The organism is Thalassobacillus devorans MSP14 (genome assembly GCF_000496835.1).
Classification (GTDB): domain Bacteria; phylum Bacillota; class Bacilli; order Bacillales; family Halobacillaceae; genus Thalassobacillus; species Thalassobacillus devorans_B.
In genome coordinates, this window is record NZ_KI543238.1 from 353090 (window position 1) to 379500 (window position 26411).

Here is a 26411-nt window from a genome sequence, read left to right on the forward strand (position 1 = left end):
ATCAGAAGAGCTGGCCGTTATTATACCGAGTATTTATAAAAGCGGAAAAAGAGAGCCAACTCCTGTGTTTTTTATGCCGGCTCTCAGAAACATACGGTTGTTTACATGAAAAAGGACAAGGCAAAGTATATGACAGCAGCAACTCCGGCGGCAATCAGTGCGGGTTTGAGCTTGAATTTCGCGTATTTCACAGGATTTAATTTCAATATTCCAGCTGTAGTGTTTGTGTCGTCGCTTAAAGGAGAAGCAAACGCCCCGAATGTGCCGCTTGCGAATACAGCTCCGATAACAATGGGCAAAGAGCTGCCCGCAGTGACGGCAATAGACAATCCGACTGGCATAAGTATCCCCCATGTTCCCCATGAAGAACCGATGAAATAAGACAACCCGCAGCCCACTACAAATAATACAACAGCAACGAAACCGGGGGGAATCCATGCAAACGATGAAGAAACCGTATCTGCAAATTTCAATTCCTCCGATCCTTTACTCAGTCCCCATACCATGGCAAGCAGGACGATGACCCCCATCATTTCGTTTCCTTCGTTGATCAGCGTGTTCATCATCTGTCTTAAGGGCTGGTTGACAATCCTTAGATAAATCATCAGAAATAAAATAGTTAATACTACCGCCAATACCATCGCATCCAGTACATTGGCATTGATCAACGCCTGAAGGCCTTCTTTATCTTTTTTCAACCCCAACACATACATGAGTAAGAAAGTCAGGATGATGACGCTGAAAAGAGGCAAAATCAGTGTCCATGGCCGGGATGGCAGGTCTTTAGCAACAGCAGGGTGGCAGTCTTCCCATTGATCATCCTCATCAGCGGTTTTGTTTGTACCATCTTCCGCGTCGGTTGCTGATTTTTTATTACGATGAAAAAAACTCAGATAAAAGCCGATTCCAAGCATAGCGAAAGCAAAGAAGTTAAAAGGGATGCTTTGTAAATAAAGCATATAGGGATCTCCTTTTGTACCTGCCTGATGCAGTGACATTTCAATGACCGAGCTCATATAGCCTACAAAAGCAGTAGCGACAGGAATCAGGACTACAAGAGGAGAAGCAGTTGTCTCAATGACGAAACCCAGCTCCTGCTTGGTCATCGGAAGTTTTTTTCTCATCGCTTTCATGACGGGGGCTATCGTTACGATACGGAAGCTGGGCGCACTGAAAGTTCCAAGAGATGAAAGCCATGTGAGCATGAATGCTCCACGTTTGGTATTGACTTTTTCAGTTGCTGATCGGACGAAGCCTTTAATTCCTCCAGCGAATTTGATTAACCCGATCAACGATGAGAAAGCATATAGAAAGATGATGATTTTTAAATTGTTTTCATCCTGTAAGCCTTGGATAATAAATCCCAGTGAAGTGGTCATTCCCCCGAGCCAGTCGGGTTCTGCCAGGTAACCCGCAACCACAACAGCCAACAAGAGACTTGGTACTACTTGTTTGGTCCAGATAGCAGCAATGACAACAGCAATAAATGGTATGACGGACAGCCAACCCATATGTACACCTCTTTCCCTGAACATGCTCCATATAGGTTGTGAAAAATGAAAGGAAAGTATTCGAAAAAAATGGTTTTATCTCTTTACTTCGGCATAGAATCTATTGTAAGATAAGAATTACAAATTTAAATACTATCGTTAACTTCTTATCCAGAGAGGCGGAGGGACTGGCCCTTTGATGCCCGGCAACCATCGGATTATAGTATGACCCGAACGGTGCCAATTCCTGCAGGATGAATGATCCTGAAAGATGAGAGGACGTATGCATAAACGTACGGATCCCTTTCTTTTGGATAAGAAAGGGATTTTTTTGTACTTTAATTTTGTTAAAAGATTAGAGTATAAGGAACACTTAGGCTTTCGCTATAAAACTTAGCGAGAAGCCAGGTGTTTCTGAACGTACAAAGGCTCGTCAATCTCTTGCGAAAGAAGTTACGTGAGTGGAAAGGAAGCGATGAGTGATGGCAACAGCAGTATTTGCAGCAGGATGTTTTTGGGGAGTAGAGGCATGGTTTGAAAGAATAAATGGAGTAGAACAGACAAGAGTAGGTTACAGTGGAGGCAATGTCGAAAAACCTTCGTATGAATTAGTGAAGACAGGCACAACCGGTCATGCGGAATCAGTGAAGGTAGAGTTTGACTCTGAAAAAATCTCTTATGGGGAACTGGTGGATGCTTTTTTTGAATGCCACAATCCGACAACACGTAATCGTCAGGGAGAAGATGTCGGTTCTCAATACCGTTCCATCATTTTTTACACGAATGAGACCCAACGGAAGGCAGCTGAACAAAAGCTGACCGAATGGAACCAAAAAGGCGTTTTTCAAACGGAAATTGTTACAGAGATTGAAGAAGCTGGACCTTTTTATGATGCAGAAGAGTACCATCAAAAATACTTACAAAAGAATGGAACTGCTTCTTGTGGAATCGTGTGAGTCAATCACACGATTTTTTTTTGCAAGCTAGGAAATTATAAAATGTTCTCTATGTGAATAACTTTAGGCGGTGGGTGTCATCCAGCTCCGACGCACGGGACGTGCTAGTGCCGGTGACGCCACAGGACGTGGCGTTTTCACCGGCCAGCGCCTACCCCCTCGAGGTCTTAAGTCAATCCTTTCTGTGATTAGAAAAACTTGGCTTATCGCCAAGGGTGTATGGCGAAAGTCTTAGTTTTACTTATACTTTAAACCTTTATTAAACTTGATTTGACTTAAAGTACAAAGAACGTCACCGCAAGGCTTGTCTTAAGCTTGTCGGGGGTCAAGGCGCTTGCGCTTTTGTGCCAATTTTTTCTGTTCCAGTAATGATCGGAGCAGCAGTATGTTTAAGATTTTTGTCATAAATTCCAGGATAATGTTAAGTTTGCAAAAAAATTTCCGATATAAAAGCTGATTGGACCCTTTTTAAAGTAGAGTGGCAACTTAGATGACAAAAAAGCAGAAAACAAATAAACAGGAGGCTCTTAAAATGATGAAAAAGTTAGTTGGAATGATGCTCTTATCTATTGTTTTAACATTATCCATGGGGGTTAATGTATCCGCTGCAGATTCCCAGGACGAAAAAATGGAAACAGCCTTAAAGCTGGTGGATGAAACCAACAGCCAGATTAATTGGTTGATTGAAAAAGCCCAGGTGGCAGGAGACATGCTTCGTGAAGATTATCTCAAGGATATGGAAACAATCGAAAACGAAGAGGAAGCAGCATCACGTACAGAAAAATATAATCAAGATCTGGATGCACTGATTGCTTTATTGGATCAGACAACCCGAACATTGACGCAAACCACGATTGCCGCTGTCGGAGAACTTGGAGTAACTGCTGAGTGTGAATGGGTGCTTGTCGAAATCGCAGACAGGCAGGTATGGATCGACCCTGTGCGAGTAGTAGGCTTTTAAAAGGTGGGTAAATGTGAGAGGCTTAAATGTATTTAATAAGCAGTCCTTTTTGGATAATTTAAAATACACAACAAATGAACTTCGTTTATTGGAGCGTGGTGACGGCGTCGAAATCATGCTTCAAACTATTTACAAAGACAACATCTTTTACATATATCCAAGTGATAATACAAATATAATGGAATTTTTCTATATCCTCAATGGTACGTTAGAATGTGATATAGAAGCGCAAAGAGTGCAATTAACGCAAAATGATTATTACTCAGTTAAAAACCTTAACGGTCCTGTCCACTTTAAAGCTTTGACTGATGTAAATTATCTATGGATCATTACTGAACCTACTTTCTATTATATGAGTGAATATATGAGAGGATTGCGGGATCTAGTGTACAAAGTAGAAGAAAAAGATCGTTATACTTCTCTTCACAGTAGGAGAGTTACTAATTATGCTGTGAAAGTCGCTCAAAAACTTGAACTCGGAAAAGAAAAACTGGAGAAAGTGCACTTAGCAGCGGAACTCCATGACATTGGAAAAATAAATATTCCGGAAGAAATTCTGAATAAACCTGGTAAACTTACAACAGAAGAATTCGAACTCATTAAAAGGCATCCAGGCGAGGGCGCGGATATGGTGGCCAAAACCTATTATAAAGATCTCGCGCCAATCATCATCCAGCATCATGAACGACTGGATGGGTCGGGGTATCCATACGGTCTGACCGGGGAGCAGATTAGTTTTGAAGCTAAGATCATTGCAGTCTGCGATACCTTTGATGCAATGACTGAAGATCGTACTTATCGAAAAGCTTACAAAGCAGAATACGCGATCGAAGAGATTAAAAGTCTTGCAGGCATTCATTATGAGTCTGAAATAGTATCTGTATTTGAAGAGGTATTGAAAGAGGAAGGAAATTATTATAAATAAAAGGCATCCCGAATCCGGGGAGCCTTTTATTTTCGCCAGCGAATAATTCGGAGGGCATACACGCTTATGGGCGTATGCACATATGATACTCCAAACTCGGGTTATGAACTCGAAAGGAGACATCAATATGGTTTTGACCGCAGCTCATTGGGTTTATGCAATTGTGACGCTTGCTGTCATTTTGACCATGATATTCAGAAAGGGAGTTGTACTACCGACATTACTCGGTACTTTTCTGGTGGCATGGGTGTATAATGGCAGTCTTGTCAGCGGTTTTACGTCTGTATTTAATGCAAACTTGACCGCTGCAAAAGAGTTATTCAGTATCTTCCTTATCATTACATTCATGGTAGCTTTATTGCATGCATTAAAAGATTTAGGTGCCGATCGTCAAATGATTGCACCGATTCAAAAAGTGATGACAAATGGCCATATCGCCTTTGTAATGCTGAGTATGGTTACGTTTGTCATCTCGTTATTTTTCTGGCCCACACCGGCTGTACCTTTGATATGTGCGCTGCTTGTGCCCGCAGCTGTCAGAGCGGGACTCCCGGTGATGGGGGCGGCGATGATTGTTGCCATATCCGGGCAAGGTATGGCCTTGTCTTCTGACTATGTCATTCAGGTAGCTCCCATGCTCAGTGCCAAATCAGCTGGTATCGAAACAGCGGCAGTCGCTGATAAAGCATTGCTTCTTTCGGTCATTACTGGAGCGGTTGCGATTGGTATCGCATATATGATGATCCGAAAGCAAATACGTAAACCGAATGATCCCCAGAATGAAAAGGAATGGAATACTCTCCCTGGTGGTCATACAAAAACAGCTGCTTCTGCTAGCTTAAACTCCCGTTGGGGAAAGATATTTGCTATAGTTGTTCCACTTTCCATGCTCCTTGTTATGTTATATATGGTTTACACGAAATTCAGCAGTGGGAGGATGGGCGGTTTTGAAGGAGGGGATGGCGCTGCATTTATTGGAGGTGTGGCCGTATTATTGCTATCTTTCGCCACACTCGCATTTGGAAAGAGTAAAGCGCTGGACCGCATTTCCGAACACATTACAGAAGGGTTCGTTTTTGCTTTCAAGGCGATGGGCCCTGTTATTCCGATAGCAGGCTTCTTCTTCCTTGGAAGCGGTGATTTTGCCGGAAGCATTATGTCATTAGGTGAGAAAGCTAGTCCGGCATTTCTGTTCGACCTTGTGCAGGCAGGGCAGAATGTGATACCAGAAAATATGGTGCTTTCCGCGTTCGGGATCTTGATTATTGGAATGATCACAGGGCTGGATGGTTCTGGTTTTTCAGGGCTGCCTTTGACAGGTGCCTTATCCGGAGCACTGGCTTCAGGCAATGTCGATCCTGCCACCCTGGCAGCAATCGGACAGATGGGTTCGATTTGGGTTGGTGGAGGTACCTTGATCGCATGGTCATCCCTGGTAGCTGTTGCCGGTTTTTGCGGGGTTTCCGTAATGGAACTTGTCCGAAAAAACTTCCTGCCGGTCATCATTGGGCTGATGGTATCCACTACTCTGGCTTTATTGATTTGGTGATAATAGCCCCCTTACGTTCTTCATGTAAGGGGGCATTTCCATGAAAAAAATCATACATGCTGGTAAGATTTTTCTAATGCTTGCTGAAGGTCCTGAGTTAAATCTTGTACATTTTCGATTCCTACCGACATGCGCAGGAGCCTGTTACATACTCCATAGCTGCTGCGAATTTCTTCTGGTATATCATAATGCGTCTGGGTAGCTGGATAGGTGATGAACGTTTCTGTTCCTCCCAGGCTCTCAGCAAATGTAATTAGCTTTAGTTGTTCGAGCAGATGTGGGACGGCTGCTTCGTCCTGAACACGAAAGGAAACCATACCGCCTTTGCCGGGATATAAAACGTCAGCAATAAAAGGACTTTGTTCCAGGAACTCGACCAGCTGTTTGGCGTTTTCTTCATGCTGCCGCATTCTCAATCCTAACGTCTTCATTCCTCGCATCAATAACCAGCTGTCAAATGGAGATAATACCGCTCCGGAAGAGTTTTGCTCCAGGCGAAGCTCTTCAACATATTTATCATCTTTAGCAACGACCAGACCTGCCAGGACATCATTATGACCTCCTAAATATTTGGTACCACTGTGAATGACAATATCTGCTCCTTGTTCAAGAGGCCGTTGCAAATAGGGGGTATAAAACGTATTATCCACAATCAAAACAATCCCATTTCGCTGGGCAATTTGAGCAAGCGATTCAATATTAACCTGGGTCATCAAAGGATTTGTCGGTGTTTCAATAAATAACCCTTTGGTGCGGTCAGTAATAGCTTGTTCAAAATCGGCTGGGTCCGAGCTATTTACATAACGGAATTGTAAACCGAATTTTTTAAAATGAGTTTCAAAAATACGGTAGGAGCCCCCGTAAACATCCTTGGTAACAATGAACTCATCTCCCGGTTCAAAAATGGAAAAAGTAGCCTGGATGGCAGCCATTCCCGAGCTGAAAGCAATACCACCAGCTCCGCTTTCTAAATTAGCGATCGCCTTTTCTAATAAGTCCCTGGTAGGGTTGCCGGTTCGTGAATAGTCGTACCCGGTAGATTTTCCTATCCCTTCATGGCGATAAGCAGTAGAAAAATATACGGGAGGATTCACCGCTCCAGTCGTAGTTTCGCTTCGGTTTCCTGTTTGTGCTAATGTAGTGTCAAGATGATAAGTGCCCATGATTCCGTCTCCTTTATCGTGAAATAAAAAAATCAGCTCTCAAGAAGAAGAGCTGATTTTATTCGTAAATTAGCCACTTCTTCTTATTTTTCAAACGGCTTACCCGCTCGCTGGATGTAGCACCTCACCGAAATCGGCAGGTTGCTGAAGCTTCAACGGTCCAGTTCCCTCAGCTTCTCTTCATAAGAATAGTGAATATTCAATTGATTTAATTTCCAACATACAGGAATTTTTTAAATTATGCAATGATTTTTTTGAAAAAATAAGGCAGACCATTTATGTTTAGTGGTCTGCCATGCTGGTTAAACTGGTTCTGGCACTTTGGTGTGCAACGGTGGTGTCACTAACCAGCCTTTTTCTTTATTCAGTCGAAGCGCTTTTGCAGCTGTCTGGGCTTTATTCATATGGAACTGCCCAAACATCATAGCAATATCTTCCCGTGTACATTGCCCGATAACAGTACTGCAAGCAACCAAACCCGCTGATAAATCGGTAGAGACTTGCGCGCTGATTTCAGGGTCATTGAATCGTGCACCGACCGGGATATCTTCAAGGGTTGCGTTTGAACGTTCAGGAGCCGAAGGGGGAAGAGCTATTCCGTTGGTTTTTAAAATTTCTTCAACACTTTCTGATTCATGCTTGATCCCTTCAATCAGTTCCTCCAGCAACTTCATCAATTCTTTATCACCAGTATGGTTCATAAACGTTTGGTAACGTGTGTAATTACCTTTGGCAACTGATAAATAGGACCACATTCCGAACACTTCTCCGTAGTGAAGGGGCTGTTCTTTAGGATCACCGGTTAAAATACCCATTGGACACACTCCTTTTTTATTTGTGGTACACAAGTAGTATTCATACGTAGTAAGAAACGTATACCTTCCTAAAACAGGCAAGGGATGTTTATAAAGGCAGCCAACGCGGAACATAATAAATAAATATGACGTGGAGGTGAGCGCAATGCCTTGGGATAAGAATGATTATCCAAGCTCATTAAAAAACTTGAACACTGCAGTGAGGAATAAAGCGATTGATATTGCGAATGCTATGGTAGATGAAGGTTATGATGAAAACCGTGCGATTCCTATTGCTACCAGTCAGGCGAAAGAATGGTATGATAATGCTTCCAATAAAGAAATCAATGAAATGAAGGACGCTGACGATAAAGAGTTAAAGGATCGTGACGAAGAAGATAAACAATATGACAATCGCCCTGAATTATTGGACCGCGGCGAGCATGTGGTCGCCCATGATGACGGCTGGGCTGTCCAGGCGAATGGCGCCAAAAAGCCAGACCAGGTATTCGACAATAAAGACGAAGCGATCAGGCGCGCAAAAGAAGTTGCTGAAAATAAAGGAACCAAAGCAGTCATCCATAAGAAAAACGGTGACATTCAGAACGAACACAATTACGAGAATAGTAATAAATGAGCAAACAGACCTTCACCTGAGGGTCTGTTTTTTTCTTGAGAGGGGCTTGGTGGGTAGACAGGGAGCAGGCATAGGTCCAAGGCATCCTTTTGTTAGGGCAATGTTCCTGACTTTAGTTTTCTTGACAGGATTCATCGAAAATCGTCTAGAAAGCTCAAAAGGAACCCCGAATAAAATGATGAAAGGATGGATGGATCTTGAGAAGAAAAGCATTGAATATCGCATTATCCGGAGTGTTGCTAAGTTCTGGAGTGGTGCTAGGAACAGGTGTCAACACCGTAAGTGCCGATGGACCGAACTACAATGGGAATGAAACGATTCAGAATGAACGGCTGCATTCCTATAGCGAAATGGTGAAGCTGCTTGAAAGGGTCGATCAACAGTCCGAAAATCTTAAATTAGAAGTTTATGGGAAATCCGTACAGGATAGAAATTTGTATCTTGCTAAATTCGGGGAACAGGAAGATAACCCAACGATTTTATTTTTGACCCAGCAGCATGGGAATGAAACATTGACCACAGAAGCTGCATTGAAAATGATTAAATACTTAAGTACGAACAGCAAGGAAGTGCAAAATATCCTCGATAATGTCAATGTTTTGATTGCTCCTCGCCTCAACGTAGATGGAGCGGAAGGGGATGTGAAATTCTCCCTTGATGATTACGTCGCCGGTACACATACCCGTTACAACGCAAATGGCGTCGATTTAAACCGTGATCACGTTGACCGTAAACAGCCTGAAACGAAAGCCTTGCATAAAAATGTCCTGCAAAAATACAGCCCTGACTACATGATTGACCTTCATCATCAAGGAACACAGACCTTAAAAGGCGAAGATGGTCCACTTGTTTCTGGTTCCATTCTTTATCCAACCAATGAAAATGTCGATCCTGAGGTGCTGGAAGGTTCCAAGAAGCTTGGTGCAGTTGTTTATAACGCTGTAGAGTCGAAAGGGTACGGGACATTATCCAAATATGTTGGCGGTACAGCTAATACAATCAGCCGTAACGGACTGGCCAATGAATATGGCATATCCACATTATTATTTGAAATGAGAGGGATGGCCGATCATTACTATGAACCATATGTTTTAGGACAGAAAAGTAATGGTTATTTGATCAATCAGGGTGTAGTAACTATGACAGCGGCTCTAAAGGCGATCGCAGATGGTTCAATTGAAAATGCAGACACTAGTTTCTGGGATAACCTGGAAGAAAGTGCCTACCCAGGAGAATAAATGATTAAAAGGAGCGCCCGTATAATCAGGCGCTCCTTTTGATTGTTAAAGTTTTACGATATTCCTTCCACGGGCTTTTCCTTCGAGGAGAGTATTGATCGTTTCCGGCAACTCTTCCAAGGTTACTTCATTTTTCATTTGCTCAAATAGTCCTTCTGGCTTCAGATCAGTCGCCATACGGTTCCAGATTTGCCTGCGTATCGTCATCGGGCATTGGACAGAATCGACACCGAGCAGGCTGACCCCGCGTAAGATGAATGGGAAGACAGTAGTCGGAACATCCGTACCTGCTGTCAGTCCGCTTACTGCAACTGCACCGCTGTATTGGAGTTTGCTTAAGATGGCTGCCAGGTTATTGCCTCCGGTGGCATCGATTGCTCCGGCCCATAGCTGCTTATCCAATGGCTTGACTTTGCCATTATAGACAGCTTCCCGGGAGACGACCTCTTTTGCCCCTAGTTCCTTCAAATAGCTATGTTCGCTTTCTTTTCCGGTACTGGCAACTACGCTATAACCTAGCTTAGCCAGCATAGCGATAGCCATACTTCCGACGCCGCCGGTAGCACCAGTGACAAGCACCGGGCCATTTTCAGGTCGGATTCCTGCTTCTTCCAGTCGATGGATGGATAATGCCGCTGTGAATCCTGCTGTGCCGTAGATCATCGATTCCTCCAGCGTCATTCCTTCCGGTAGTTCGACGATCCATTCTGATGGGATGCGGGCATATTCACTGTAGCCGCCATCTTTAGCGACTCCGATGTCATAACTGGTTGCAACCACTTTATCTCCTTCACGGAATTGTTCGGAATGGGATTCCACTACCTCTCCGGCAAGGTCAATTCCTGGCGTCAACGGGTATTTCTGTGCGATTTTACTATTTTTTACACTAGCCATAGCATCTTTAAAGTTGACACTGGAATAATGAACTTTGATCACTACGTCGCCTTCAGATAAATCCTCCAGCTCCAGTTCTTCTATTCCTGATGAAAATTCCTCTTCTTGCTGATTGACTCGAAAAGCTTTGAATGTCATTTGCAACTCCCCTTTCCTTATCTATCAGTCTAGCATTTGTTTACCCTGCTTACAGTTCTCGCACACTGAACCGTAAGTCGGATTTTATTCGGGATTAGGCTGATAATCTGCTTTATACAGCACAAGTGATAATGAGAATGCCATTTACATACGATGTACTATGGTGGAATTAGGTGATCATGATGCATGAAGTCAGTTTGATCTATGAAGTGTTATTACATGTGGAACAAGCATCAAGACAGGGAGGAATGAATAAGGTTACGATTATCAAATTAACCATTGGTGAACAAATGATGGTCATGCCTGAGGCATTGCAGTTTGCCTTTGATACGTTGCGTAAGGGACCGGCAGCTGAAGCAGAGCTGAAATGGGAAATTATCGAAGGAATTTATTTTTATATCGATTATATTGAAGGAGAGGAATCAAGTGACTAAACATATCCCCATGAAACATGATGTACTTCAAACCAATAAGACCTATGCAGAGCAGAATCGTACCCGCTTCTATGATGAAAACACCTTTACTATTAATTTGATCAGCAGCCCAGGTTCAGGGAAAACCTCTGTACTGGAAAAAACCATCAAAAACTTAAAAACAATCATGAATATCGGTGTGATTGAAGGGGATGTGGCAACTGATTTAGATGCGGCACGTATTGCGAAACACAACGTAAAAGCGGTGCAGATCAATACGCACGGAGCCTGCCACCTGGATGCAAAAATGGTAGCAGGGGTGCTTTCCCTTTTTCCATTGAAAGAGATTGATCTGATGGTGATTGAAAACGTCGGCAATCTTGTCTGTCCAGCAGCGTTCGATTTGGGGGAACATGTGAATGTCGCGCTGCTAAGTACAACGGAAGGGGCGGATAAGGTTGTTAAATATCCGACTGTTTTTGAAAATGCAGATGTTGTTCTTTTGAATAAAATAGATTTACTGCCTTATACAGGGTTTGATTTGAAGCAATTCAGGGATGATGTCCACCAGCTCAATCCTGATGCCCCGATTTTTGAATTATCCGCACACAGTGGAGAAGGGATCGGGAGGTGGACCAAGTGGTTAAAGGAAAGCTGGGTGTCGCAAACACAGGCAAAAGACTTCGACTGGACGTGACAGGTGTCGTTCAGGGGGTAGGTTTTCGGCCATACATTTATCGGCTGGCACAGAAAAATCACCTGACTGGGTTTGTCCTTAATAATGCTGGAAAAGTATCCATTGAAGTAGAAGGAAGGAAAGGGGACATTGATGCTTTCTATCATGCTTTGAAAACAGAGACAGTTGAGCCGGCCCGAATCGATGCTCTCAAAGGTACCGTTCTGTTTCCATCCGGAGATGCAAATTTCTCAATCAAGCCAAGTGAAAAGAATGATCAAGCTGCCACCGCTTTTCCCGCCGACCTGGCTGTTTGTGAGGAATGTCTTAAAGATATTCATGATGAGACAAGCCGTTATTATCAGTATCCGTTTACCAGTTGTACATACTGCGGCCCAAGGTATACGGTGATTGAGGAACTTCCCTACGACCGGAAAACTACCTCCATGAGCACGTTTGTATTATGTGAAGATTGCCAGCAAGAATATGATGACCCGAATAACAGGCGTTTTCATGCTCAGACGATCGCTTGCCCTGTCTGTGGGCCGCAGATGAAGTTACTCGATGAAAGGGGAAAGGAACAGGCAAGCGATTGGCTCCAGGGAGCTGTCTTTTACCTTAGTACAAATAAAATCCTTGCAGTAAAAGGGATTGGCGGGTTTCATCTGATGTGCAACGCATTTAGCCCACAAACTATTGAACGCTTGCGACAAAGGAAGAACCGACCGAGCAAACCGCTTGCTTTAATGGCAGGTGATATCCGGGTAATCGAACAGTATTTTAATCTTAGTGAAACAGAACGAAAAGCACTGCAATCCCCACAAGCTCCGATTGTATTGCTGACTCCTAAACCAAAAGCGAAAGATGTCCTGCCATTGGATGCCATTGCCCCTGGTTTGTACCGTGTCGGAGTTATGCTGGCTTATACACCGCTCCACCACTTGCTATTCACCCAAGGTCCTGAGTTGATGATAGCGACGAGTGGCAACCAGAGCGGCTTGCCGATTGCTAAAACAAATGAGGAGGCATTGACCCAGTTGAAGGGGATCGTTGAAGGCTTTTTGATACATGATCGTGCTATTGTCACCCGTATTGATGATTCAGTGGGCCAAAGCATGAACGGACAATTTTCTCTGATCAGAAGAGCGAGAGGATTCGTCCCTGACTCGATTTCCATTCCGACAAGTGGGGAAGCACCTGCTGTTCTGGGGGCAGGAGCGGAAATGAAGAACACTTTTTGCGTTTTAGACAAGGATAAAGCATTGCTCAGTCAGCACATCGGAGACATCGATAGTTTAGAAAGTCTGGCAAGCTATCAGGAGTGCTTGGATCATGTGCTGCATCTGTCAGAAAAAAATCCGGAAGTGGTCGCTTACGATCCACATCCTGCTTATATGATTTCAAAGCAGTTGACTGCAGGTATGGAAAATCCTATACCTGTTTATCACCACCATGCCCACATGGCTGCCTGTATGGCTGAACACCAGCTGGAAACACCTGTCATTGGGTGCATTCTTGACGGAACCGGATATGGAACAGACGGCACGATGTGGGGATTTGAAATACTAACTGGAGACTATAGCAATTTTGAGCGCAATGTCCATCTGCAGCCCGTTACACTTCCAGGAGGAGAAGCAGCAATCCGCCATCCGTGGATGATGGCAGTTTCACTAATTTATGAAGCTATAGAGGATAAAGAAATGGCGAGTAAAACTGCGGCGGACCTTTTTCCGGAAAATGAGGTCCCTTTAGCGGCTGCTCAATTACAAGGGAGTAAGGGGAGCCGGGTGAGCAGTGCGGGAAGATTGTTTGACGCGGTAGCTGCGATGCTTGGTTTATGTAAAAAAAGTTCGTATGAAGGGGAAGCAGCTGTTTTGTTGAGTGAAATGATGGAGAAGCAAACCTTAGAATCCGGGACTTCAGACAGCTATGAGTTTACGGTCGTTCAAGGAGAATGGAAGATTGACGGAATGATTAAAGGAATTCTGGCAGATATCCATCATGGCATAGCAAAAGAGACAATTGCAGCAAAATTTCATCATACCATTGCTGAAATGGTTGGCGCGGGAGTTTGTCTCGCTGCAAGGGTAACAGGTAAACTTCCGGTTGTATTGAGTGGCGGGGTGTGGCAGAACCGCTATCTCGTAAAAGTTACGAAGCATCTGCTTGAACATAATGGATATTCCGTACTCATTCATCGGCAGGTGCCAGCAGGAGATGGCAACATCGCTTTGGGACAAGCAGCTGTAGCAAAATGGAGGTGTAGCAAAAATAATGTGTCTATCGATGCCGGCAAGGGTCGTTGAAATAGGGGAGGAAAAATGTACCGCTATTGTTGATTATTTAGGAAGCAGGATCATGGTTGGTGTGGAGTTGCTTGAAGCGGTTGAAACAGGGCAATATGTGCTGGTACATGCAGGGGAAGCAATCCAGGTCATTGACGAAGAACAGGCCATACAATCATTAGATTTATGGAAGGAGCTGTTGGAATGAACCTGTTGGCTTATCGTAACGGGCCATTGTTTAAGCGGCTTTTCCGCAAGGCGGCACCTCTGATGAAAGAACAGCACGAACGCGTGGGGAGAAAGCTCAATTTCATGGAAGTGTGCGGTACGCACACGGTCGCTTTTTCAAAAACCGGAGTCAGAGATTTGCTGGCTCCTTATGTCAATCTGATCAGCGGCCCCGGTTGCCCTGTCTGTGTTACGGATCAAAGCGATATTGATCAAATGATTGCCTATGCGAAATGTGAGGACGTCATCGTAACGACTTTTGGAGATATGATGAAGGTGCCGGGGACAAAGTCGAACCTGTATCAGGAACGAGCGAATGGTGCGGATATCCGCATCGTACATGCTCCCTCACAAGCGTTGGAAATCTCAAAAGATAACCCTGGTAAACGGGTCGTTTTTTTAGGGGTAGGATTTGAAACGACTGCTCCAAGTATCGCGTTGACGTTGAAAAAAGCAAAAGATCAGGAAGTAGATAACTATTATGTCTATGCCGCCCATAAGCTTACACCTCCCGCTGTGGAATCTCTGCTGCAAGATAATGACCATAAAATTGACGGATTTGTGCTGCCTGGTCACGTGTCTGTGATTATCGGCCGTGATGGCTGGCGAGGGCTGGAAAAGTACAATGTGCCGGCTGTTATCAGTGGATTCGAGCCGATTGATTTATTGACATCGGTCGTATTATTGCTGAAGGAAATGGAGAAGCCGATGCGTGTCATCCAAAATAATTATCAACGAAATGTAAGGGAATTCGGTAATGAACGGGCTAAGAATTTACTTGGTGAAGTGTTTGAAGTCTATTCTCCCTCCTGGCGGGGGTTTGGAAAGCTTCCGGAAAGTGGGCTGACCATCCATTCTGATTATGAAGAGTTTGATGCCAGGAAAAACATTCTCGCTGTCAAGCCGAAGTCGAGGGTCGTGAAAGGGTGCCGTTGCGGAGAAATAGTGAAAGGAAAAGAGGGGCCGTTTGATTGCAAGCTGTTCGCTACCGCCTGTACGCCGGACAATCCTCTTGGACCATGCATGGTATCTTCCGAAGGCACCTGCTCAACCTACTATCAATATGAACGGCAAAAGCATTCGTTGTCCAAATGAAGGAGCGGTTATGATGAAGAAAATTTTATTGTCCCACGGTGATGGTGGGAGCCAGACGCACCAGCTGATAAGGGAAGTTTTTCAAACTGCATTCGGTGATGCTGAACTGGAACAAGAACATGATGCGGCAGTTCTGCCATTTCAGAGCGGGGAGCTGGTCGTCAGCACGGATTCATTTGTCATCAATCCAGTAGAATTCCCAGGCGGGGATATCGGAAAGCTTGCAGTGACCGGTACAATCAATGACCTGGCTGTCAGTGGTGCCCGGCCTGCTTACATGTCTGTTGGGTTTATATTAGAAGAAGGACTGGAAATAAAGCTTTTAAAGAAAATTGTCCAGTCGTTTGCTGCGACAGCAAAGGAAGCAGGAATCCGGATTGTAACAGGTGATACTAAAGTCGTGGAAAGAGGGAAGTGCGACCAGTTGTATATCAATACCACAGGTATCGGGTATCGAGAGCAGGGTGTCCAGCTGGCTTATCATCATATTCAGCCGGGGGATCGAGTAATTATAAATGGAGGCATAGGCGAGCATGCTGCAGCCGTATTAGGAGAACGGATGGGAATTCCTTTTACAGCTCCGATTACGAGTGACTGCCAGCTGCTTCATGCGGTGATAAAAAAGATTATGGAGGAATTTAAAACGGTACGTTTCATGCGTGATCCGACGAGAGGAGGAATAGCAACAACTTTAAAAGAAATCGCCTTGAAAACAACCCTGAATATTGTACTTGAAGAAGAGCGGATACCGGTCAAGCCAGAGGTGAGGGGCACGCTGGAATTGATGGGACTGGATGCTGCCTACATGGCGAATGAGGGAAAAGTGCTGTTGATTGCAGGTTCGCAAGAAGCGGAAGCACTTGTCCAATTTTTGCAGGATATCCCGGGGCATGAAATGGCTGCAGAGATAGGGGAAGTGACAGAAGGCAGTGGTCAGGTGCTATTAAAAACGGAGTTTGGAGGTACCCGCGTATTAGATATGTTGTCCGGAGAACCTTTGCCCCGGATTTGTTAACACAAGGAAAAGGAGTGGTTGGATGTGCCAGGAAAAATTGAACCGTCAGGAGGCGCAGCTGGCATTCAGGCAGCTGCAGGAATCGATTGCAAGTGCTCATACGTATATTGAACTTTGGAAACAGCTGGTGGCAGATAAAGAGGGGAGAAAGTGCCGCCTGGATTTTGAGGAAGCAGAACGTTCCACCGAGCAATTGATCGGCCAACTGCGGCAAATTGAACTGAACTATCTTTCTGGCGGGCAGATGGAGGAGGGCGTAACCATAACAGAATATTGACGGGGCAAGGCAGCATGAACTTCATCTTTGGAAAGGAAGGTGCCCTGGTGATAGATGTGGATATGATACAAAGGCAGATAGACTTGACGTTTGCTGAAATCAACTATTTGATCCGCCTAATGTATGCAACAGAGGATGAACATACGAAAAACCTTACATTGAATCAGATGTGGAATAAGATTGCCCACCTGCAATTCTTGAACCAGCTGCTTGTTGCGGCGAGTTTCCCACAGGAGCAAGTAGCCATACCAATACCAAACTCTCCACAAACCACTCTTCCAGATTCTACAAACACTCCTGTTGACAATAACCAAAGGGAGTTCACTCGTGAACAGCTGGCTCAATTCACTGGTATGAATGGTCAGCCTGCCTATGTGGCGGTAAATGGCGTCGTTTATGATGTTACCAATAACGCCGCCTGGTCGGTTGCTACTCATTTCGGTTTGTCAGCAGGCAGGGATTTGACTCAGGAGTTCGCCTCCTGCCACACCGGCCAGCAATGGATTCTCGACACACTTGTACCGGTAGGGAGGCTGATAGCATGAGTGAGCATCCTGTATTGCCACCAGAGTCTACAGATAACGAATCAGTGGCAGCAAGGCTGGCAAGGGAAGCAAAACGGCAAGTGGACCAAAGTACTTTGAAAAAAAAGAAATTAGTCTATCTGGAGCTGAACGGTTGTTCAGGTAATATCATCTCTCTTCTGAACGGGTCGAATCCTGACTTCGAATATATGATTACCTCAATGGTGGATCTCTTGTACAGCAACAGTCTGATGGCAGCCGAAGGGGAACAGGCAGTGCAGCGGCTGTTTGATCTTGCTGACAGCGAGGAAGAATTCATCCTGGCTGTCGAGGGGGCCGTGGCTTTAAAAAATAAGGGCATGTATCATCTGGTCGGAAAAATTGGCGACAGACCTGTGACTGGGCTGGAAATGGCTGAACTGCTTGGGAAAAAAGCTACTCATGTCATCTCTGTCGGCGCGTGTTCTGTCGATGGCGGGCCTTCGGCAGCACGTCCGAATCTTTCACAATCGGTTGGTCTGCAAAGGGTACTGGATCGGCACATTATTAAGCTTCCAGGCTGCCCCGTCAATCCCGACTGGTTTCTTGGGACACTAGCACACCTGTTAATGTTCGGGGAACCGAAGCTTGATGATATGAACAGACCGCTAATGTTTTACAGTACCCTTATCCATGACCGCTGTCCAAGAAGACCATTTTTTGACCAGGGAATTTTTGCAGAAAAGTTGGGGGAGCCATATTGTTTGTTCAAGGTCGGATGCCGTGGTCCAGTAACACGTACGGATTGCCCTACCAGGAAGTGGAACGATCATGTCAACTGGCCAATCGGAGCAAGCACCTGTATCGGCTGTGCGCAATTCGGATTTCCGGACCGGATGGCCCCATTCATTTCGTATGATACAACAAAGGAGTAATTCGTATGGCGCGAAAAATCATTATTAACCCAGTTACCAGAATCAGCGGATTTTTGGAACTGGATGTCACGGTAGAAAATGGAGTAGTAAGCGAAGCGCGAACGAGAGGCATGATGTTCCGTGGTTTTGAACAAATGATGAAAGGGAGGAAGCCGTTTGATGTCATTTATTTGACTCAGCGGATTTGCGGGATTTGTTCGACTGCTCATTCTGTAGGCTCATCCCTTGCTTTGGAAGACGCTTTGAATGTGACTGTGGAGGAACAGGGACGTTATTTGAGAGACATTATCCACGGCTGTGAATTTTTACAGAATCATATCCGCCACTTCTACCAGTACTCCGTTCCAGACTACGTAAAAATGCCTCCAGATCATCCACTTTTCACTTCGTATGATGGGGACGCGAGGCTGCCAAAAAAAGACAATGACACCATTGTAAATCATTATTTTGAATCGCTTGCTATCAGCAGGCTCGCTCATCAAATGTTGGCTTTATTTGGCGGAAAGGCTCCACATAACCACGGAGTATATGTCGGCGGCTACACGACGCCTGCGACCGCAGTGAAAATCATTGAAGCCAAGTCGATGCTGCAGAAAATAAGGAACTTCATCGTCGATAGGATGATTCCTGATACGTATACCATCAGCCGCTATTATCCAGAGTTATTCCAAATGGGGAAAGGACCGGGAAATCTCATGTCTTGTGGCGCTTTCCACGGGTATGAGGCGCTCGGCACTTTATACACAGAACCTCTTGTTTTTAACAGTAAGACAAATAAAACTTCCCCATTTGATGCGGATTTGATTACCGAGAATATCAATTACTCCTGGTATCAAGGGAAAAAGACATATAAGCCATTTGAAACAATGCCTGAACCCGACATGGAGAAAGAAGACGCCTATACCTGGGTCAAGGCCCCACGCTATGATGGAATGGCAGTAGAGGTAGGTCCTTTGGCAAGGCTTTGGTTGAGCGGTGATTACCGCAATGGGATATCCGCTATGGACCGGACGATAGCCAGGTCACTGGAAGCGGCGAAGGTTGCTGGTATTATAGCTACGTTACTCGACCAGGTCGTACCTGATTACATGGTGCAGAAAGAGTGGGAACTTCCCTCATCGGCTCAGGGAGCCGGGTTAGTGGAAACCACGCGAGGCACCTTGGGTCATTGGCTGAAAATAGAAGATGGAATGATTTCTTTTTATCAAATCATTACCCCTTCTGCCTGGGATTATTCCGCTTCGGACGAGAACAGCCTGGGGACTGCTGAGCAGGCTGTTATGGGGACAACTATCGCTGATCCGGAACAGCCGGTAGAGCTTGGAAGGATACTCCGATCCTTTGACCCCTGCATGTCATGTGCCACCCATGTCTCAAGTCCAGGTCAAGAAACGAAAACGATCCAGGTGTTTTAATGCAAAAAATAGTGGTGCTTGGAATTGGAAATACATTAATGAGGGACGATGGGATAGGGGTATATGTGGTGGAAAGTTTAAAAGGGTTGGAGCAGGTGAATGTCACGTATATTATCGGGGAGACAGACCTGGATTATTGTCTCGACGCAGCTGAAGATGCCTCTTTTCTATTTGTGGTTGACGCTACTTCGACCGGAAAACCACCAGGGGCCATCAGCTGGTATGAACTGAAGAGAATGCCAGTGATGGAGTTAGGGATATCCGCTCATAACCTGCATCTTTTCCATATGCTTCATGACAGCAATGTTAAGGGTTACTTGATCGGCATTGAGGCTGCCATCATTGATTTCCACTTGGGATTGAGCGAGGTCTTGGAGCGGAAGTTTTTGAAAATAGTAGAGGATGTCAGGAAGACCATGGAAGACAAGATTGAAAAAGTAGGAAAATAGTGTGAACCATAACCATATAGTTTAGAAGGAGAGGGAAATATATAAGAGGGGGTTTCAAATGTATTATCCATATTATTATCCGTATTATCAGCCGATGAATCGGCAAAATCAACAGCAATTGATCAGTAACATCGCTCAGGCAATCAATGGGGAATACAGTGCGGTTGAATGCTACGCTAAGCTTATTGAATTGGCACCGACCAATGAAGAAAAACGTCAAATAAGAGAAATTCGTCGGGATGAAGAAAAACATCTGAGGCAGTTCAGCCGCATATACCGGAGTTTGACAGGGAGACAACCGGATCCGCAGCAGATTGAAGAGTGCCCGAGGAACTATCGCCAGGGTCTGGAAGTCTCGTTTAAAGATGAACAGGAAGCTGCTGATTTTTACCAGGATATTGCCGAGCAAGCCACTGATCCTTTCATTCAGCAAACGTTCCGCCGTGCTTCCGCAGACGAACAAAACCATGCTGTCTGGTTCTTATATTTTATGACAAAAAGACGCTAGAATATGAGATAAGAGCTGAGGAGCGCTTAATTAATTTTTTCTCCCTGATGAAACACCTGATTAAGGGGATAGAAATAAAATGCCGATCCGGCTGGATCGGCATTTTACTGTTTTACAAATCTTTTTTACATAAGTACCAGTCGACACATTCCATACCTTCGTCGGCTTCCCGCTCTTTGGCACCTTTCGTAGTTGTGGAAGGAGGAACAATGACTTTGTCACCTTCCTGCCAGTTGGCGGGAGTAGCATATCCATACTTATCTGTTGTCTGTAAGGCTTTAACAGCACGTACGATTTCATCCATGTTACGGCCAGTAGAAAGTGGATAGTAGATGATTGAGCGAACTTTACCTTTATCATCTATGATAAAGACAGCCCGGGAGGTTTCGGTCGAGCTTTCATCCGGCATGATCATGCCATACTTCTGGGCGACGTCTTTATTCAAGTCGGCTATGACTGGGAATTCGATTTCTACATGGAAGTTCTTTTCTATGTTCCGGATCCAGGCGATGTGTGAATGGACACTATCGATACTAAGTCCAAGCAATTCTGTATCCATTTCACGCAATTGCGGATAAATCTCCTGAAATGCTACGAATTCTGTAGTACAAACAGGAGTGAAATCAGCAGGATGAGAAAAAAGTACAAGCCATTTTCCTTCGTAATCCTTTAAACGTAATGTGCCGTGGGTAGTAGTAGCTTCAAATTCAGGGGCTTTTGAGTTGATTCTTGGCAGAGACCATACCTGTTTTTCTTCATGGTTTGCATGCAGGTCACTCATAATCACAACATCCTCTCCTGAAAATTAAGTAGATTACTTAATAAATGTTCCCTCCAAGTATGCGCATAAACACTCCAGAATTAAAATGAGTAGACGTGCATAGGATTATGCATGTATATGGAAAAATTATCAATCGATACTCCTGGTCGTATACTAAGCTTGCAGGAATGAGAAATTAGCGTCAGAATGAAAGAAGTAAATATGCAAGGGAAGGTATGTGAAAACAATGAGCAAAAACGGTCAAAACCGTAAAGATATTCAGCGAGGAGCAGAAGTGGCTATCGTTTTGAAGCAGGATCAACGCACTGGAAAACTGACCAGAGGAGTAGTCAAGGACATTCTGACGAAGTCAGCTCAGCATCCCCACGGAATTAAAGTCCGTCTGGAGGATGGCCAGGTTGGCAGAGTGAAAGAAATAATGGAGTAGCATGGAATAAAGCTCAAGCTGTATCAGTCAGCTTGAGCCTTTTTATTCTTTATCATTCTTTATAAAGAACAAAATTCTTTATTATTTTGTGTTAATACCTTAAAATGAAAGTTAAGTTCTTTAAATAGAACAAAGGAGGGCTTAATTTGCTACGTCTATTAAATGGTACTTATTTAGCCATCGTTAATGGAAAGCATGTTACGTTGAAATTTTTGGGAAATAATCGTTGCGAGGTTTTCATAAACGGTAATTACAAAGGAATCGGTCTGTTTGAGTATATCAAGAAACAAATCAATTTTCTTGAAAAGCTGGAGCCACAAACCAGAATTGAATATATCGAAGACTCCGTACTTTTCCAGGAGCTTAACGGGAAGAAGGTCGATGTGAAAATATGAAACCATTGGAAAAGCGGATCCGACAATCAGTCAGACCCGCTTTGTAGTTCAAACGTTTGGAAATGCTTTATTATGTTGCACACTTTTTTTGTTATACTTTAGTTTAACTTTGAAGGATTAAAGTATAAGAAAATACTAAGGCTTTCGCTATAAATACTTGGCGACAAGCCAAGTTTTTCTAATGTGTGTCTATTTGCCGCGGTTATAATTCCGTTTGGTAGTTTTCTAACTTAGACGACGCAAGCCCTACCTCTCTTGCATCCTTACGGCTCCGAAGCCGATCCAGTGTGAATAAGTGTTTCAAAAACTTAGCACAGAATGCCAGTTTAGTTTCGTCAAAAGTTCGATCATACTACACTCTCGACGTGTCTATACATTTCTACGTTCCATTCGCTATATAGCTACAAACAACAATATTACACGATATCCGGCATCATGTCAACAAATAGTTTTTGAAAATCAAACTCCAAACAAGCGGCTACTTATAATCTGTCTTATATTTTTCTTCTGAACCTGAATCTTTCTTTGTTTTATCTTTTTTCTTTTCTTCCTTCATTTCTTTATTCAAATCATCCATTGGAATTGGATCAGTCAGCTGCTCATCTTTATGCTTGTCCAACAAGCTTTCGTTATCTGACTTGATTTGTTCAGGCTGATTCCTTCTTGCCATACTCTTTTGCTGACGGTCTTTTTTGTTCTGGTTTTCAGCCATTTTAAGTCACCTCATTCATCAGCGTTATATGGGATGTATACCTCCTGCAATAAAATCCTAAACCTTATCCATTTTTCAATTTCTTTACAAAAGTTTGCCTCCATTTTGTATGATAGAGAACAGCAAGTACTGTGCTAGTGATATGTACGTGCAAAATAACATTGGTTCTCATTAGTATCACTACAATCGTTTGACCTATTCCTGTCGCTGATTCGGTTTCTGTTCTGCCGAAAATAGTAATGGCAGTGAGGGCACCATTCATAGCTTTCACATTGCTTTAAACTGGTATTATCTATCGCGAGAAAGAGGACAAATGCCGTTGTCCCAGCGACAAAGCCTGAATATGGCTTGTTAAATATTTAATGAAATTCTTACTGGTATTTATCTGAATTATGCTAAAATTATAGAAACATAGATTTACTGGAAAGAACATACTTTATATCACATCTAAAAATTATAAAGGGGAAGAGCAATGGCGGACACAATATTGGCGGAAGAGCATCAGACGGAAGAAATCTTTCATCTTTACCAGGCTTGTGCAGAGGTGCTGGCAGCTCAAGCGATTTCTCAATGGGACGAAAATTATCCAGGCAGAGATTTTATTGACCGGGCGATAAGGAACAAGGAACTGTATGTAATGATGGAGGATAAGAGTATTATCGGAGCGGTAATATTGAATGAAGAGGAGACACTGGAATGGGAAGCGATCGAATGGCGGGATGTAATCGGCAAGCCGCTTGTTTTACATGGTCTGTGTATTTCCCCGACCCATCAGAGGAAAGGTTACGGACGTCGGTTGATCGAGTGGTGTGACAACTATGCAAAAGAACAAGATTACACAAGCATCCGCCTGGACACTTTCGACGGGAACCCTGTTTCCAACCAGTTATACCTCCATAATGATTTTCAATTACGAGGGTTTGTAGAGTTTACCCATCGGCCGAGTGATGCCCAACGTTATAATTGCTATGAAAAGTGGATTACAATTTGAACTTAGGACAAAAACAGCCAAGAGGAAATTAGAGCAAATGAAAAAACTGAAGATTTATGAAAGGAAGAATTCAAAAAAAGTGGTCTGTGGGAAATTTAATTTCCATACAGACCACTTTTCTTCTTTTTAGATTCGCCCCTGTTGTTTCTACGATGAGCGTTCGGTGGTGACGCCTGCGGGAACAGCGCGAGCCGAAGATCCACTTGGTCAAGTGATCTTCTTGACCAAGTTAGCTGAGGCCGTGCCAACGGCAAGCATCCACCGACAAGCGATTCGTGAGAATCAACAATAAACTTTAATAGCTCCTCTAGATTGAAAAGGATTTTTTTGGATCGAGAAAATGGGCTGTTTTTACATCAGGCATTTTCGAAAGGTTTAATAATTCCGTAAATCGTTTCTATATAAGGAAGTTTCAGGTCTACAGCTTCTCCTAACCGAAGTGCCCCACCATGTAAATGCTCCACTTCCAATGTCAGTCCTTTGCGACGATCCTGATGCATAGAAGAAGTAGCTTCATCATCTAAATTATCAATGCTTTCAAACGCCTTGTCTATATGTTTATCGGTTAATTCGAGACCATGACTGTTGGCCAAATGTTTCATCTCTTCTAAAATCTTCCGTGCGATGTGATAGGTTTCAGGATGTTTGCGAACATCACCAATTGGCAGATTGACTGCTGTTGTAATTCCTGAAAAAGCTGTAATGAACATATACTTTTTCCATAACTCTTTTAAAATATCGGTGCTTAACCTTCCGTCAAAATTAGCTTGCTCGCAGGCCAGGCCTAATTCATCTACCAGCTCCTGCTGGGACTGGTGGAGAGCACCAAATACAAGGTCATGTACCCTAGCTGAATGGACGACATGACCTTGTTCATCCAATGTGGCAATGATGAAGGATAGTCCCCCGATTACCGTTTCTTCGCCAAGTTCTTTTTGTAATGTAGGGATGTGTTCGACACCATTGAGAACCGGAAGGACTTTCGCTCCTTTTGCAGTCAGTGTCTTCAAGTCTTCTATTGTACCTGGAAGGTGGTACCCTTTTACCGACAAAAAGACGAGGTCTGCGTCTCCCGCTTCGTCTGCCTGGCGGATAATAGCTGGATTGTCCATTTTATAATCGCCATGGGGGCTATGTATTTTGATTCCATTCTCCTCGATCTGTTTAGCCCGACGTTCACGAACTAAGAATGTAACTTCATGTCCTGCCTCTTGCCAGCGCCCACCGAAATATGCGCCTAAGGCTCCTGCACCGATAACAACAATCTTCATTTTTACACCTCCAAATCATATACTCTTATCTTAGCATGTAGCTTATCATTTATCATTGCAGACCTATTGAGAGAAGGTTAGGGTCAGAACTTGTGATAGCAGAGTTTCTGGCATCTTTTTAAACCTCAATTGGTCTGAAAGTACCAAAGACTTCACGACGAGGCTTGGCTTAAGCTTGTCGGGGGTGAGTAAGGCGCTTGCGCTTTAGTTCTTACGGAATGTTAATGACAGAACCGACAGGAAGAGATTCAGGGGCTGTTATTGAATTGACGTCCATCAGCAGCTTGGCAGATACACCTGGGTAATTTTCAGCTATAGCTGAGAGAGTGTCTCCTGCCTTGATTTTATAAATATCCTGCCCGGGTAACTGCAGCCTGGTTCCGATTGACAGAGCATGAGTCTTTATATCATGGTTTAAAGCCAATAAGTTTTCCACAGTGGTGCTATTATTTTCAGCTAAACGATATAATGTGTCTCCAGCGCTCACTTTATGTTCACCTGGGAGCTTACTTATATCATACGAAAGATAGGTTTCTAATGTAATATCATTTTTCATGATAGCCTGGGCATGGTCTTTACCTATAAATCTGAGGTGCCAAGGTTCATAGGCATATCCTGTGATTGGTTCTTTTCCATCCGGATACCTGATGATAAATCCATATTTTGCTGCATGCTTTTCAATCCATTGACCAGCCTCTGTATCACCAAATGATTGTTTAAGCTTGAAGTTAACATCCTTATTAGTTACATCCATCGTCAAACCTGTCTGATGCTCACTTTCGCCAGGCTTGGCACTGACACGGCTTGCCTGCTCTTCTCCATATTGGCTCACCCAAAATTGAAAGAGGTTCTTCTGATATTCATAGGAACGATACCCAGAAGCAGCATACAACTGTACGCCATCGTTTTCAGCAGCTTTGAACATGGATTCTAAAGCTGTGGCAGCTTTGGGCTGCAGTTGTTCTTCCTCTCCGGAAAAAGCTACATCAGGGGTTACGAGTTCATTAGGCACGTAATCTTCTGAAAGAGCATGTTGTTTGTTGGCTAGCATTATATCATTCTTGTCATGAGCTGAGGATGTTACAGGCCACGATAATAACAAGGGGAAAATAAAAGCTGCCAATAGATAGACGATTCTTTTAGTTGGCATAATAGGCATAAATGTTCCTCCTTCTATGTAATATCTACAAGATTATCATTTTTAGGAAATATTAAGAATACTTATAGAAAAATACATATAAATTAAGTCCATATTCATAATCAGGTAGAGGGCAGAGGAAACATTATTAT

Annotated in this window: 29 protein-coding genes and 2 riboswitches; of the genes, 21 read left to right on the plus strand and 8 right to left on the minus strand. The window is 43.8% G+C overall.

Annotation, left to right across the window (positions count from 1 at the left end; genetic code table 11):
• Positions 1-101: 101 nt before the first annotated feature.
• Positions 102-1511 (minus strand): Na+/H+ antiporter NhaC family protein, encoded by a 1410-nt coding sequence (locus P855_RS0117915; RefSeq protein ID WP_028784851.1) that lies wholly within the window; start codon positions 1509-1511, stop codon positions 102-104.
• A gap of 143 nt (positions 1512-1654) precedes the next feature.
• Positions 1655-1768: riboswitch (SAM riboswitch) on the plus strand.
• A gap of 204 nt (positions 1769-1972) precedes the next feature.
• Here P855_RS0117915 and msrA point away from each other — a divergent pair.
• The 4 genes from msrA (at position 1973) to P855_RS0117935 (ending at position 5881) form a co-directional block, all read left to right on the plus strand.
• Positions 1973-2446, plus strand: a complete 474-nt coding sequence (gene msrA, locus P855_RS0117920) for a peptide-methionine (S)-S-oxide reductase MsrA (RefSeq protein WP_028784852.1) — start codon at positions 1973-1975, stop codon at positions 2444-2446.
• A gap of 532 nt (positions 2447-2978) precedes the next feature.
• Positions 2979-3407, plus strand: a complete 429-nt coding sequence (locus P855_RS0117925; protein ID WP_028784853.1) for a hypothetical protein — start codon at positions 2979-2981, stop codon at positions 3405-3407.
• A gap of 13 nt (positions 3408-3420) precedes the next feature.
• A complete protein-coding gene (locus P855_RS0117930; protein ID WP_028784854.1) occupies positions 3421-4332 on the plus strand; it encodes an HD-GYP domain-containing protein in 912 nt (303 codons plus the stop codon).
• A 127-nt stretch (positions 4333-4459) separates the two neighbouring features.
• A complete protein-coding gene (locus tag P855_RS0117935) occupies positions 4460-5881 on the plus strand; it encodes a hypothetical protein (RefSeq protein WP_028784855.1) in 1422 nt (473 codons plus the stop codon).
• Positions 5882-5931: 50 nt separating this feature from the next.
• Here the strand turns inward: P855_RS0117935 and P855_RS0117940 are convergent, their stop codons facing one another.
• On the minus strand, positions 5932-7044 hold the full coding sequence (locus tag P855_RS0117940; protein WP_028784856.1) for a methionine biosynthesis PLP-dependent protein: 1113 nt from the start codon (positions 7042-7044) through the stop codon (positions 5932-5934).
• Between the two features lie 80 nt (positions 7045-7124).
• A riboswitch (SAM riboswitch) is annotated at positions 7125-7233 on the minus strand.
• A gap of 113 nt (positions 7234-7346) precedes the next feature.
• On the minus strand, positions 7347-7859 hold the full coding sequence (locus tag P855_RS0117945) for a DUF3231 family protein (protein ID WP_028784857.1): 513 nt from the start codon (positions 7857-7859) through the stop codon (positions 7347-7349).
• A gap of 145 nt (positions 7860-8004) precedes the next feature.
• Between P855_RS0117945 and P855_RS0117950 the strand changes: the two genes are divergently transcribed.
• Both P855_RS0117950 and P855_RS0117955 read left to right on the plus strand, forming a co-directional pair.
• Positions 8005-8475: a DUF2188 domain-containing protein gene (locus P855_RS0117950; protein WP_028784858.1), complete on the plus strand. Its 471-nt coding sequence runs from the start codon at positions 8005-8007 to the stop codon at positions 8473-8475.
• A gap of 197 nt (positions 8476-8672) precedes the next feature.
• Positions 8673-9713, plus strand: coding sequence for a M14 family metallopeptidase (locus P855_RS0117955; protein WP_028784859.1), 1041 nt, complete (start codon positions 8673-8675; stop codon positions 9711-9713).
• 45 nt (positions 9714-9758) lie between these two features.
• Here P855_RS0117955 and P855_RS0117960 read toward each other — a convergent pair whose 3' ends face one another.
• Positions 9759-10745 carry an acryloyl-CoA reductase gene (locus P855_RS0117960; protein ID WP_037986466.1) on the minus strand — a complete coding sequence of 329 codons (987 nt, stop codon included), beginning with the start codon at positions 10743-10745 and terminating at the stop codon, positions 9759-9761.
• Positions 10746-10924: 179 nt separating this feature from the next.
• Between P855_RS0117960 and P855_RS21300 the strand changes: the two genes are divergently transcribed.
• The 12 genes from P855_RS21300 to P855_RS0118020 are packed head-to-tail and all read left to right on the plus strand — an operon-like array spanning position 10925 to position 20544.
• The gene (locus P855_RS21300) at positions 10925-11179 is read left to right on the plus strand and encodes a hydrogenase maturation nickel metallochaperone HypA (RefSeq protein ID WP_235062684.1); all 255 of its coding nucleotides are present in this window, start codon (positions 10925-10927) and stop codon (positions 11177-11179) included.
• Entirely contained in the window at positions 11172-11855 is a 684-nt protein-coding gene (hypB, locus tag P855_RS0117970; RefSeq protein ID WP_235062678.1) for a hydrogenase nickel incorporation protein HypB, read from the plus strand. Before P855_RS21300 ends, hypB begins: the two co-directional genes overlap by 8 nt.
• Positions 11798-14140, plus strand: a complete 2343-nt coding sequence (hypF, locus tag P855_RS21305; RefSeq protein ID WP_161628834.1) for a carbamoyltransferase HypF — start codon at positions 11798-11800, stop codon at positions 14138-14140. The genes hypB and hypF overlap by 58 nt, the downstream gene beginning before the upstream one ends.
• Positions 14109-14327 (plus strand): HypC/HybG/HupF family hydrogenase formation chaperone, encoded by a 219-nt coding sequence (locus P855_RS0117980; protein ID WP_028784861.1) that lies wholly within the window; start codon positions 14109-14111, stop codon positions 14325-14327. Before hypF ends, P855_RS0117980 begins: the two co-directional genes overlap by 32 nt.
• Positions 14324-15442: a hydrogenase formation protein HypD gene (hypD, locus tag P855_RS0117985; RefSeq protein WP_028784862.1), complete on the plus strand. Its 1119-nt coding sequence runs from the start codon at positions 14324-14326 to the stop codon at positions 15440-15442. The genes P855_RS0117980 and hypD overlap by 4 nt, the downstream gene beginning before the upstream one ends.
• Positions 15443-15455: 13 nt before the next feature.
• On the plus strand, positions 15456-16457 hold the full coding sequence (gene hypE, locus P855_RS0117990) for a hydrogenase expression/formation protein HypE (RefSeq protein WP_028784863.1): 1002 nt from the start codon (positions 15456-15458) through the stop codon (positions 16455-16457).
• A gap of 22 nt (positions 16458-16479) precedes the next feature.
• Positions 16480-16734 (plus strand): hypothetical protein, encoded by a 255-nt coding sequence (locus P855_RS0117995; RefSeq protein WP_028784864.1) that lies wholly within the window; start codon positions 16480-16482, stop codon positions 16732-16734.
• A gap of 14 nt (positions 16735-16748) precedes the next feature.
• A complete protein-coding gene (locus tag P855_RS21905) occupies positions 16749-17279 on the plus strand; it encodes a cytochrome b5 domain-containing protein (RefSeq protein WP_084315770.1) in 531 nt (176 codons plus the stop codon).
• Positions 17276-18172 (plus strand): hydrogenase small subunit, encoded by an 897-nt coding sequence (locus P855_RS0118005; RefSeq protein WP_028784866.1) that lies wholly within the window; start codon positions 17276-17278, stop codon positions 18170-18172. The genes P855_RS21905 and P855_RS0118005 overlap by 4 nt, the downstream gene beginning before the upstream one ends.
• A gap of 5 nt (positions 18173-18177) precedes the next feature.
• Positions 18178-19587, plus strand: a complete 1410-nt coding sequence (locus P855_RS0118010; RefSeq protein ID WP_028784867.1) for a nickel-dependent hydrogenase large subunit — start codon at positions 18178-18180, stop codon at positions 19585-19587.
• Positions 19587-20036: a hydrogenase maturation protease gene (locus P855_RS0118015; RefSeq protein WP_028784868.1), complete on the plus strand. Its 450-nt coding sequence runs from the start codon at positions 19587-19589 to the stop codon at positions 20034-20036. The genes P855_RS0118010 and P855_RS0118015 overlap by 1 nt, the downstream gene beginning before the upstream one ends.
• 58 nt (positions 20037-20094) lie before the next feature.
• The gene (locus P855_RS0118020) at positions 20095-20544 is read left to right on the plus strand and encodes a ferritin-like domain-containing protein (RefSeq protein WP_028784869.1); all 450 of its coding nucleotides are present in this window, start codon (positions 20095-20097) and stop codon (positions 20542-20544) included.
• A gap of 112 nt (positions 20545-20656) precedes the next feature.
• Here P855_RS0118020 and P855_RS0118025 read toward each other — a convergent pair whose 3' ends face one another.
• Positions 20657-21325: a peroxiredoxin gene (locus P855_RS0118025; protein ID WP_028784870.1), complete on the minus strand. Its 669-nt coding sequence runs from the start codon at positions 21323-21325 to the stop codon at positions 20657-20659.
• Between the two features lie 226 nt (positions 21326-21551).
• Between P855_RS0118025 and P855_RS0118030 the strand changes: the two genes are divergently transcribed.
• Together P855_RS0118030 and P855_RS0118035 are read left to right on the plus strand one after the other, a co-directional pair.
• Positions 21552-21752 (plus strand): YwbE family protein, encoded by a 201-nt coding sequence (locus tag P855_RS0118030; protein WP_028784871.1) that lies wholly within the window; start codon positions 21552-21554, stop codon positions 21750-21752.
• Between the two features lie 146 nt (positions 21753-21898).
• Positions 21899-22147, plus strand: a complete 249-nt coding sequence (locus P855_RS0118035) for a hypothetical protein (protein ID WP_028784872.1) — start codon at positions 21899-21901, stop codon at positions 22145-22147.
• Between the two features lie 478 nt (positions 22148-22625).
• Here the strand turns inward: P855_RS0118035 and P855_RS0118040 are convergent, their stop codons facing one another.
• On the minus strand, positions 22626-22859 hold the full coding sequence (locus tag P855_RS0118040; protein WP_028784873.1) for a hypothetical protein: 234 nt from the start codon (positions 22857-22859) through the stop codon (positions 22626-22628).
• Positions 22860-23331: 472 nt separating this feature from the next.
• On the opposite strand from P855_RS0118040, the gene P855_RS0118045 reads away from it, so the two are divergent.
• On the plus strand, positions 23332-23850 hold the full coding sequence (locus tag P855_RS0118045; protein WP_051353309.1) for a GNAT family N-acetyltransferase: 519 nt from the start codon (positions 23332-23334) through the stop codon (positions 23848-23850).
• A 356-nt stretch (positions 23851-24206) separates the two neighbouring features.
• On the opposite strand, the gene P855_RS0118050 is transcribed toward P855_RS0118045, so the two are convergent.
• Entirely contained in the window at positions 24207-25121 is a 915-nt protein-coding gene (locus P855_RS0118050; protein ID WP_028784875.1) for a ketopantoate reductase family protein, read from the minus strand.
• 211 nt (positions 25122-25332) lie between these two features.
• Positions 25333-26280 carry a D-alanyl-D-alanine carboxypeptidase family protein gene (locus tag P855_RS21610; RefSeq protein WP_051353310.1) on the minus strand — a complete coding sequence of 316 codons (948 nt, stop codon included), beginning with the start codon at positions 26278-26280 and terminating at the stop codon, positions 25333-25335.
• Positions 26281-26411 lie beyond the last annotated feature (131 nt).

Excerpts from the sequence above, each read along its gene's own strand:
- P855_RS0117925 (WP_028784853.1), top strand. The coding sequence starts at position 2,979 with ATGATGAAAAAGTTAGTTGGAATGATGCTCTTATCTATTGTTTTAACA.
- P855_RS0118020 (WP_028784869.1), top strand. The coding sequence starts at position 20,095 with ATGTATTATCCATATTATTATCCGTATTATCAGCCGATGAATCGGCAA.
- msrA (WP_028784852.1), top strand. The coding sequence starts at position 1,973 with ATGGCAACAGCAGTATTTGCAGCAGGATGTTTTTGGGGAGTAGAGGCA.
- P855_RS0118005 (WP_028784866.1), top strand. The coding sequence starts at position 17,276 with ATGAGTGAGCATCCTGTATTGCCACCAGAGTCTACAGATAACGAATCA.
- P855_RS0117940 (WP_028784856.1), bottom strand. The coding sequence starts at position 7,044 with ATGGGCACTTATCATCTTGACACTACATTAGCACAAACAGGAAACCGA.
- P855_RS0118045 (WP_051353309.1), top strand. The coding sequence starts at position 23,332 with ATGGCGGACACAATATTGGCGGAAGAGCATCAGACGGAAGAAATCTTT.
- P855_RS0117915 (WP_028784851.1), bottom strand. The coding sequence starts at position 1,511 with ATGGGTTGGCTGTCCGTCATACCATTTATTGCTGTTGTCATTGCTGCT.
- P855_RS0117995 (WP_028784864.1), top strand. The coding sequence starts at position 16,480 with ATGTGCCAGGAAAAATTGAACCGTCAGGAGGCGCAGCTGGCATTCAGG.
- P855_RS0117935 (WP_028784855.1), top strand. The coding sequence starts at position 4,460 with ATGGTTTTGACCGCAGCTCATTGGGTTTATGCAATTGTGACGCTTGCT.
- P855_RS0118030 (WP_028784871.1), top strand. The coding sequence starts at position 21,552 with ATGAGCAAAAACGGTCAAAACCGTAAAGATATTCAGCGAGGAGCAGAA.
- P855_RS0118010 (WP_028784867.1), top strand. The coding sequence starts at position 18,178 with ATGGCGCGAAAAATCATTATTAACCCAGTTACCAGAATCAGCGGATTT.
- hypD (WP_028784862.1), top strand. The coding sequence starts at position 14,324 with ATGAACCTGTTGGCTTATCGTAACGGGCCATTGTTTAAGCGGCTTTTC.
- P855_RS0118040 (WP_028784873.1), bottom strand. The coding sequence starts at position 22,859 with ATGGCTGAAAACCAGAACAAAAAAGACCGTCAGCAAAAGAGTATGGCA.
- P855_RS21905 (WP_084315770.1), top strand. The coding sequence starts at position 16,749 with ATGAACTTCATCTTTGGAAAGGAAGGTGCCCTGGTGATAGATGTGGAT.
- P855_RS0118015 (WP_028784868.1), top strand. The coding sequence starts at position 19,587 with ATGCAAAAAATAGTGGTGCTTGGAATTGGAAATACATTAATGAGGGAC.
- P855_RS21300 (WP_235062684.1), top strand. The coding sequence starts at position 10,925 with ATGATGCATGAAGTCAGTTTGATCTATGAAGTGTTATTACATGTGGAA.
- P855_RS0117945 (WP_028784857.1), bottom strand. The coding sequence starts at position 7,859 with ATGGGTATTTTAACCGGTGATCCTAAAGAACAGCCCCTTCACTACGGA.
- P855_RS0118050 (WP_028784875.1), bottom strand. The coding sequence starts at position 25,121 with ATGAAGATTGTTGTTATCGGTGCAGGAGCCTTAGGCGCATATTTCGGT.
- hypE (WP_028784863.1), top strand. The coding sequence starts at position 15,456 with ATGAAGAAAATTTTATTGTCCCACGGTGATGGTGGGAGCCAGACGCAC.
- P855_RS0117980 (WP_028784861.1), top strand. The coding sequence starts at position 14,109 with ATGTGTCTATCGATGCCGGCAAGGGTCGTTGAAATAGGGGAGGAAAAA.
- P855_RS0117950 (WP_028784858.1), top strand. The coding sequence starts at position 8,005 with ATGCCTTGGGATAAGAATGATTATCCAAGCTCATTAAAAAACTTGAAC.
- P855_RS21610 (WP_051353310.1), bottom strand. The coding sequence starts at position 26,280 with ATGCCTATTATGCCAACTAAAAGAATCGTCTATCTATTGGCAGCTTTT.
- P855_RS0118025 (WP_028784870.1), bottom strand. The coding sequence starts at position 21,325 with ATGAGTGACCTGCATGCAAACCATGAAGAAAAACAGGTATGGTCTCTG.
- P855_RS0117960 (WP_037986466.1), bottom strand. The coding sequence starts at position 10,745 with ATGACATTCAAAGCTTTTCGAGTCAATCAGCAAGAAGAGGAATTTTCA.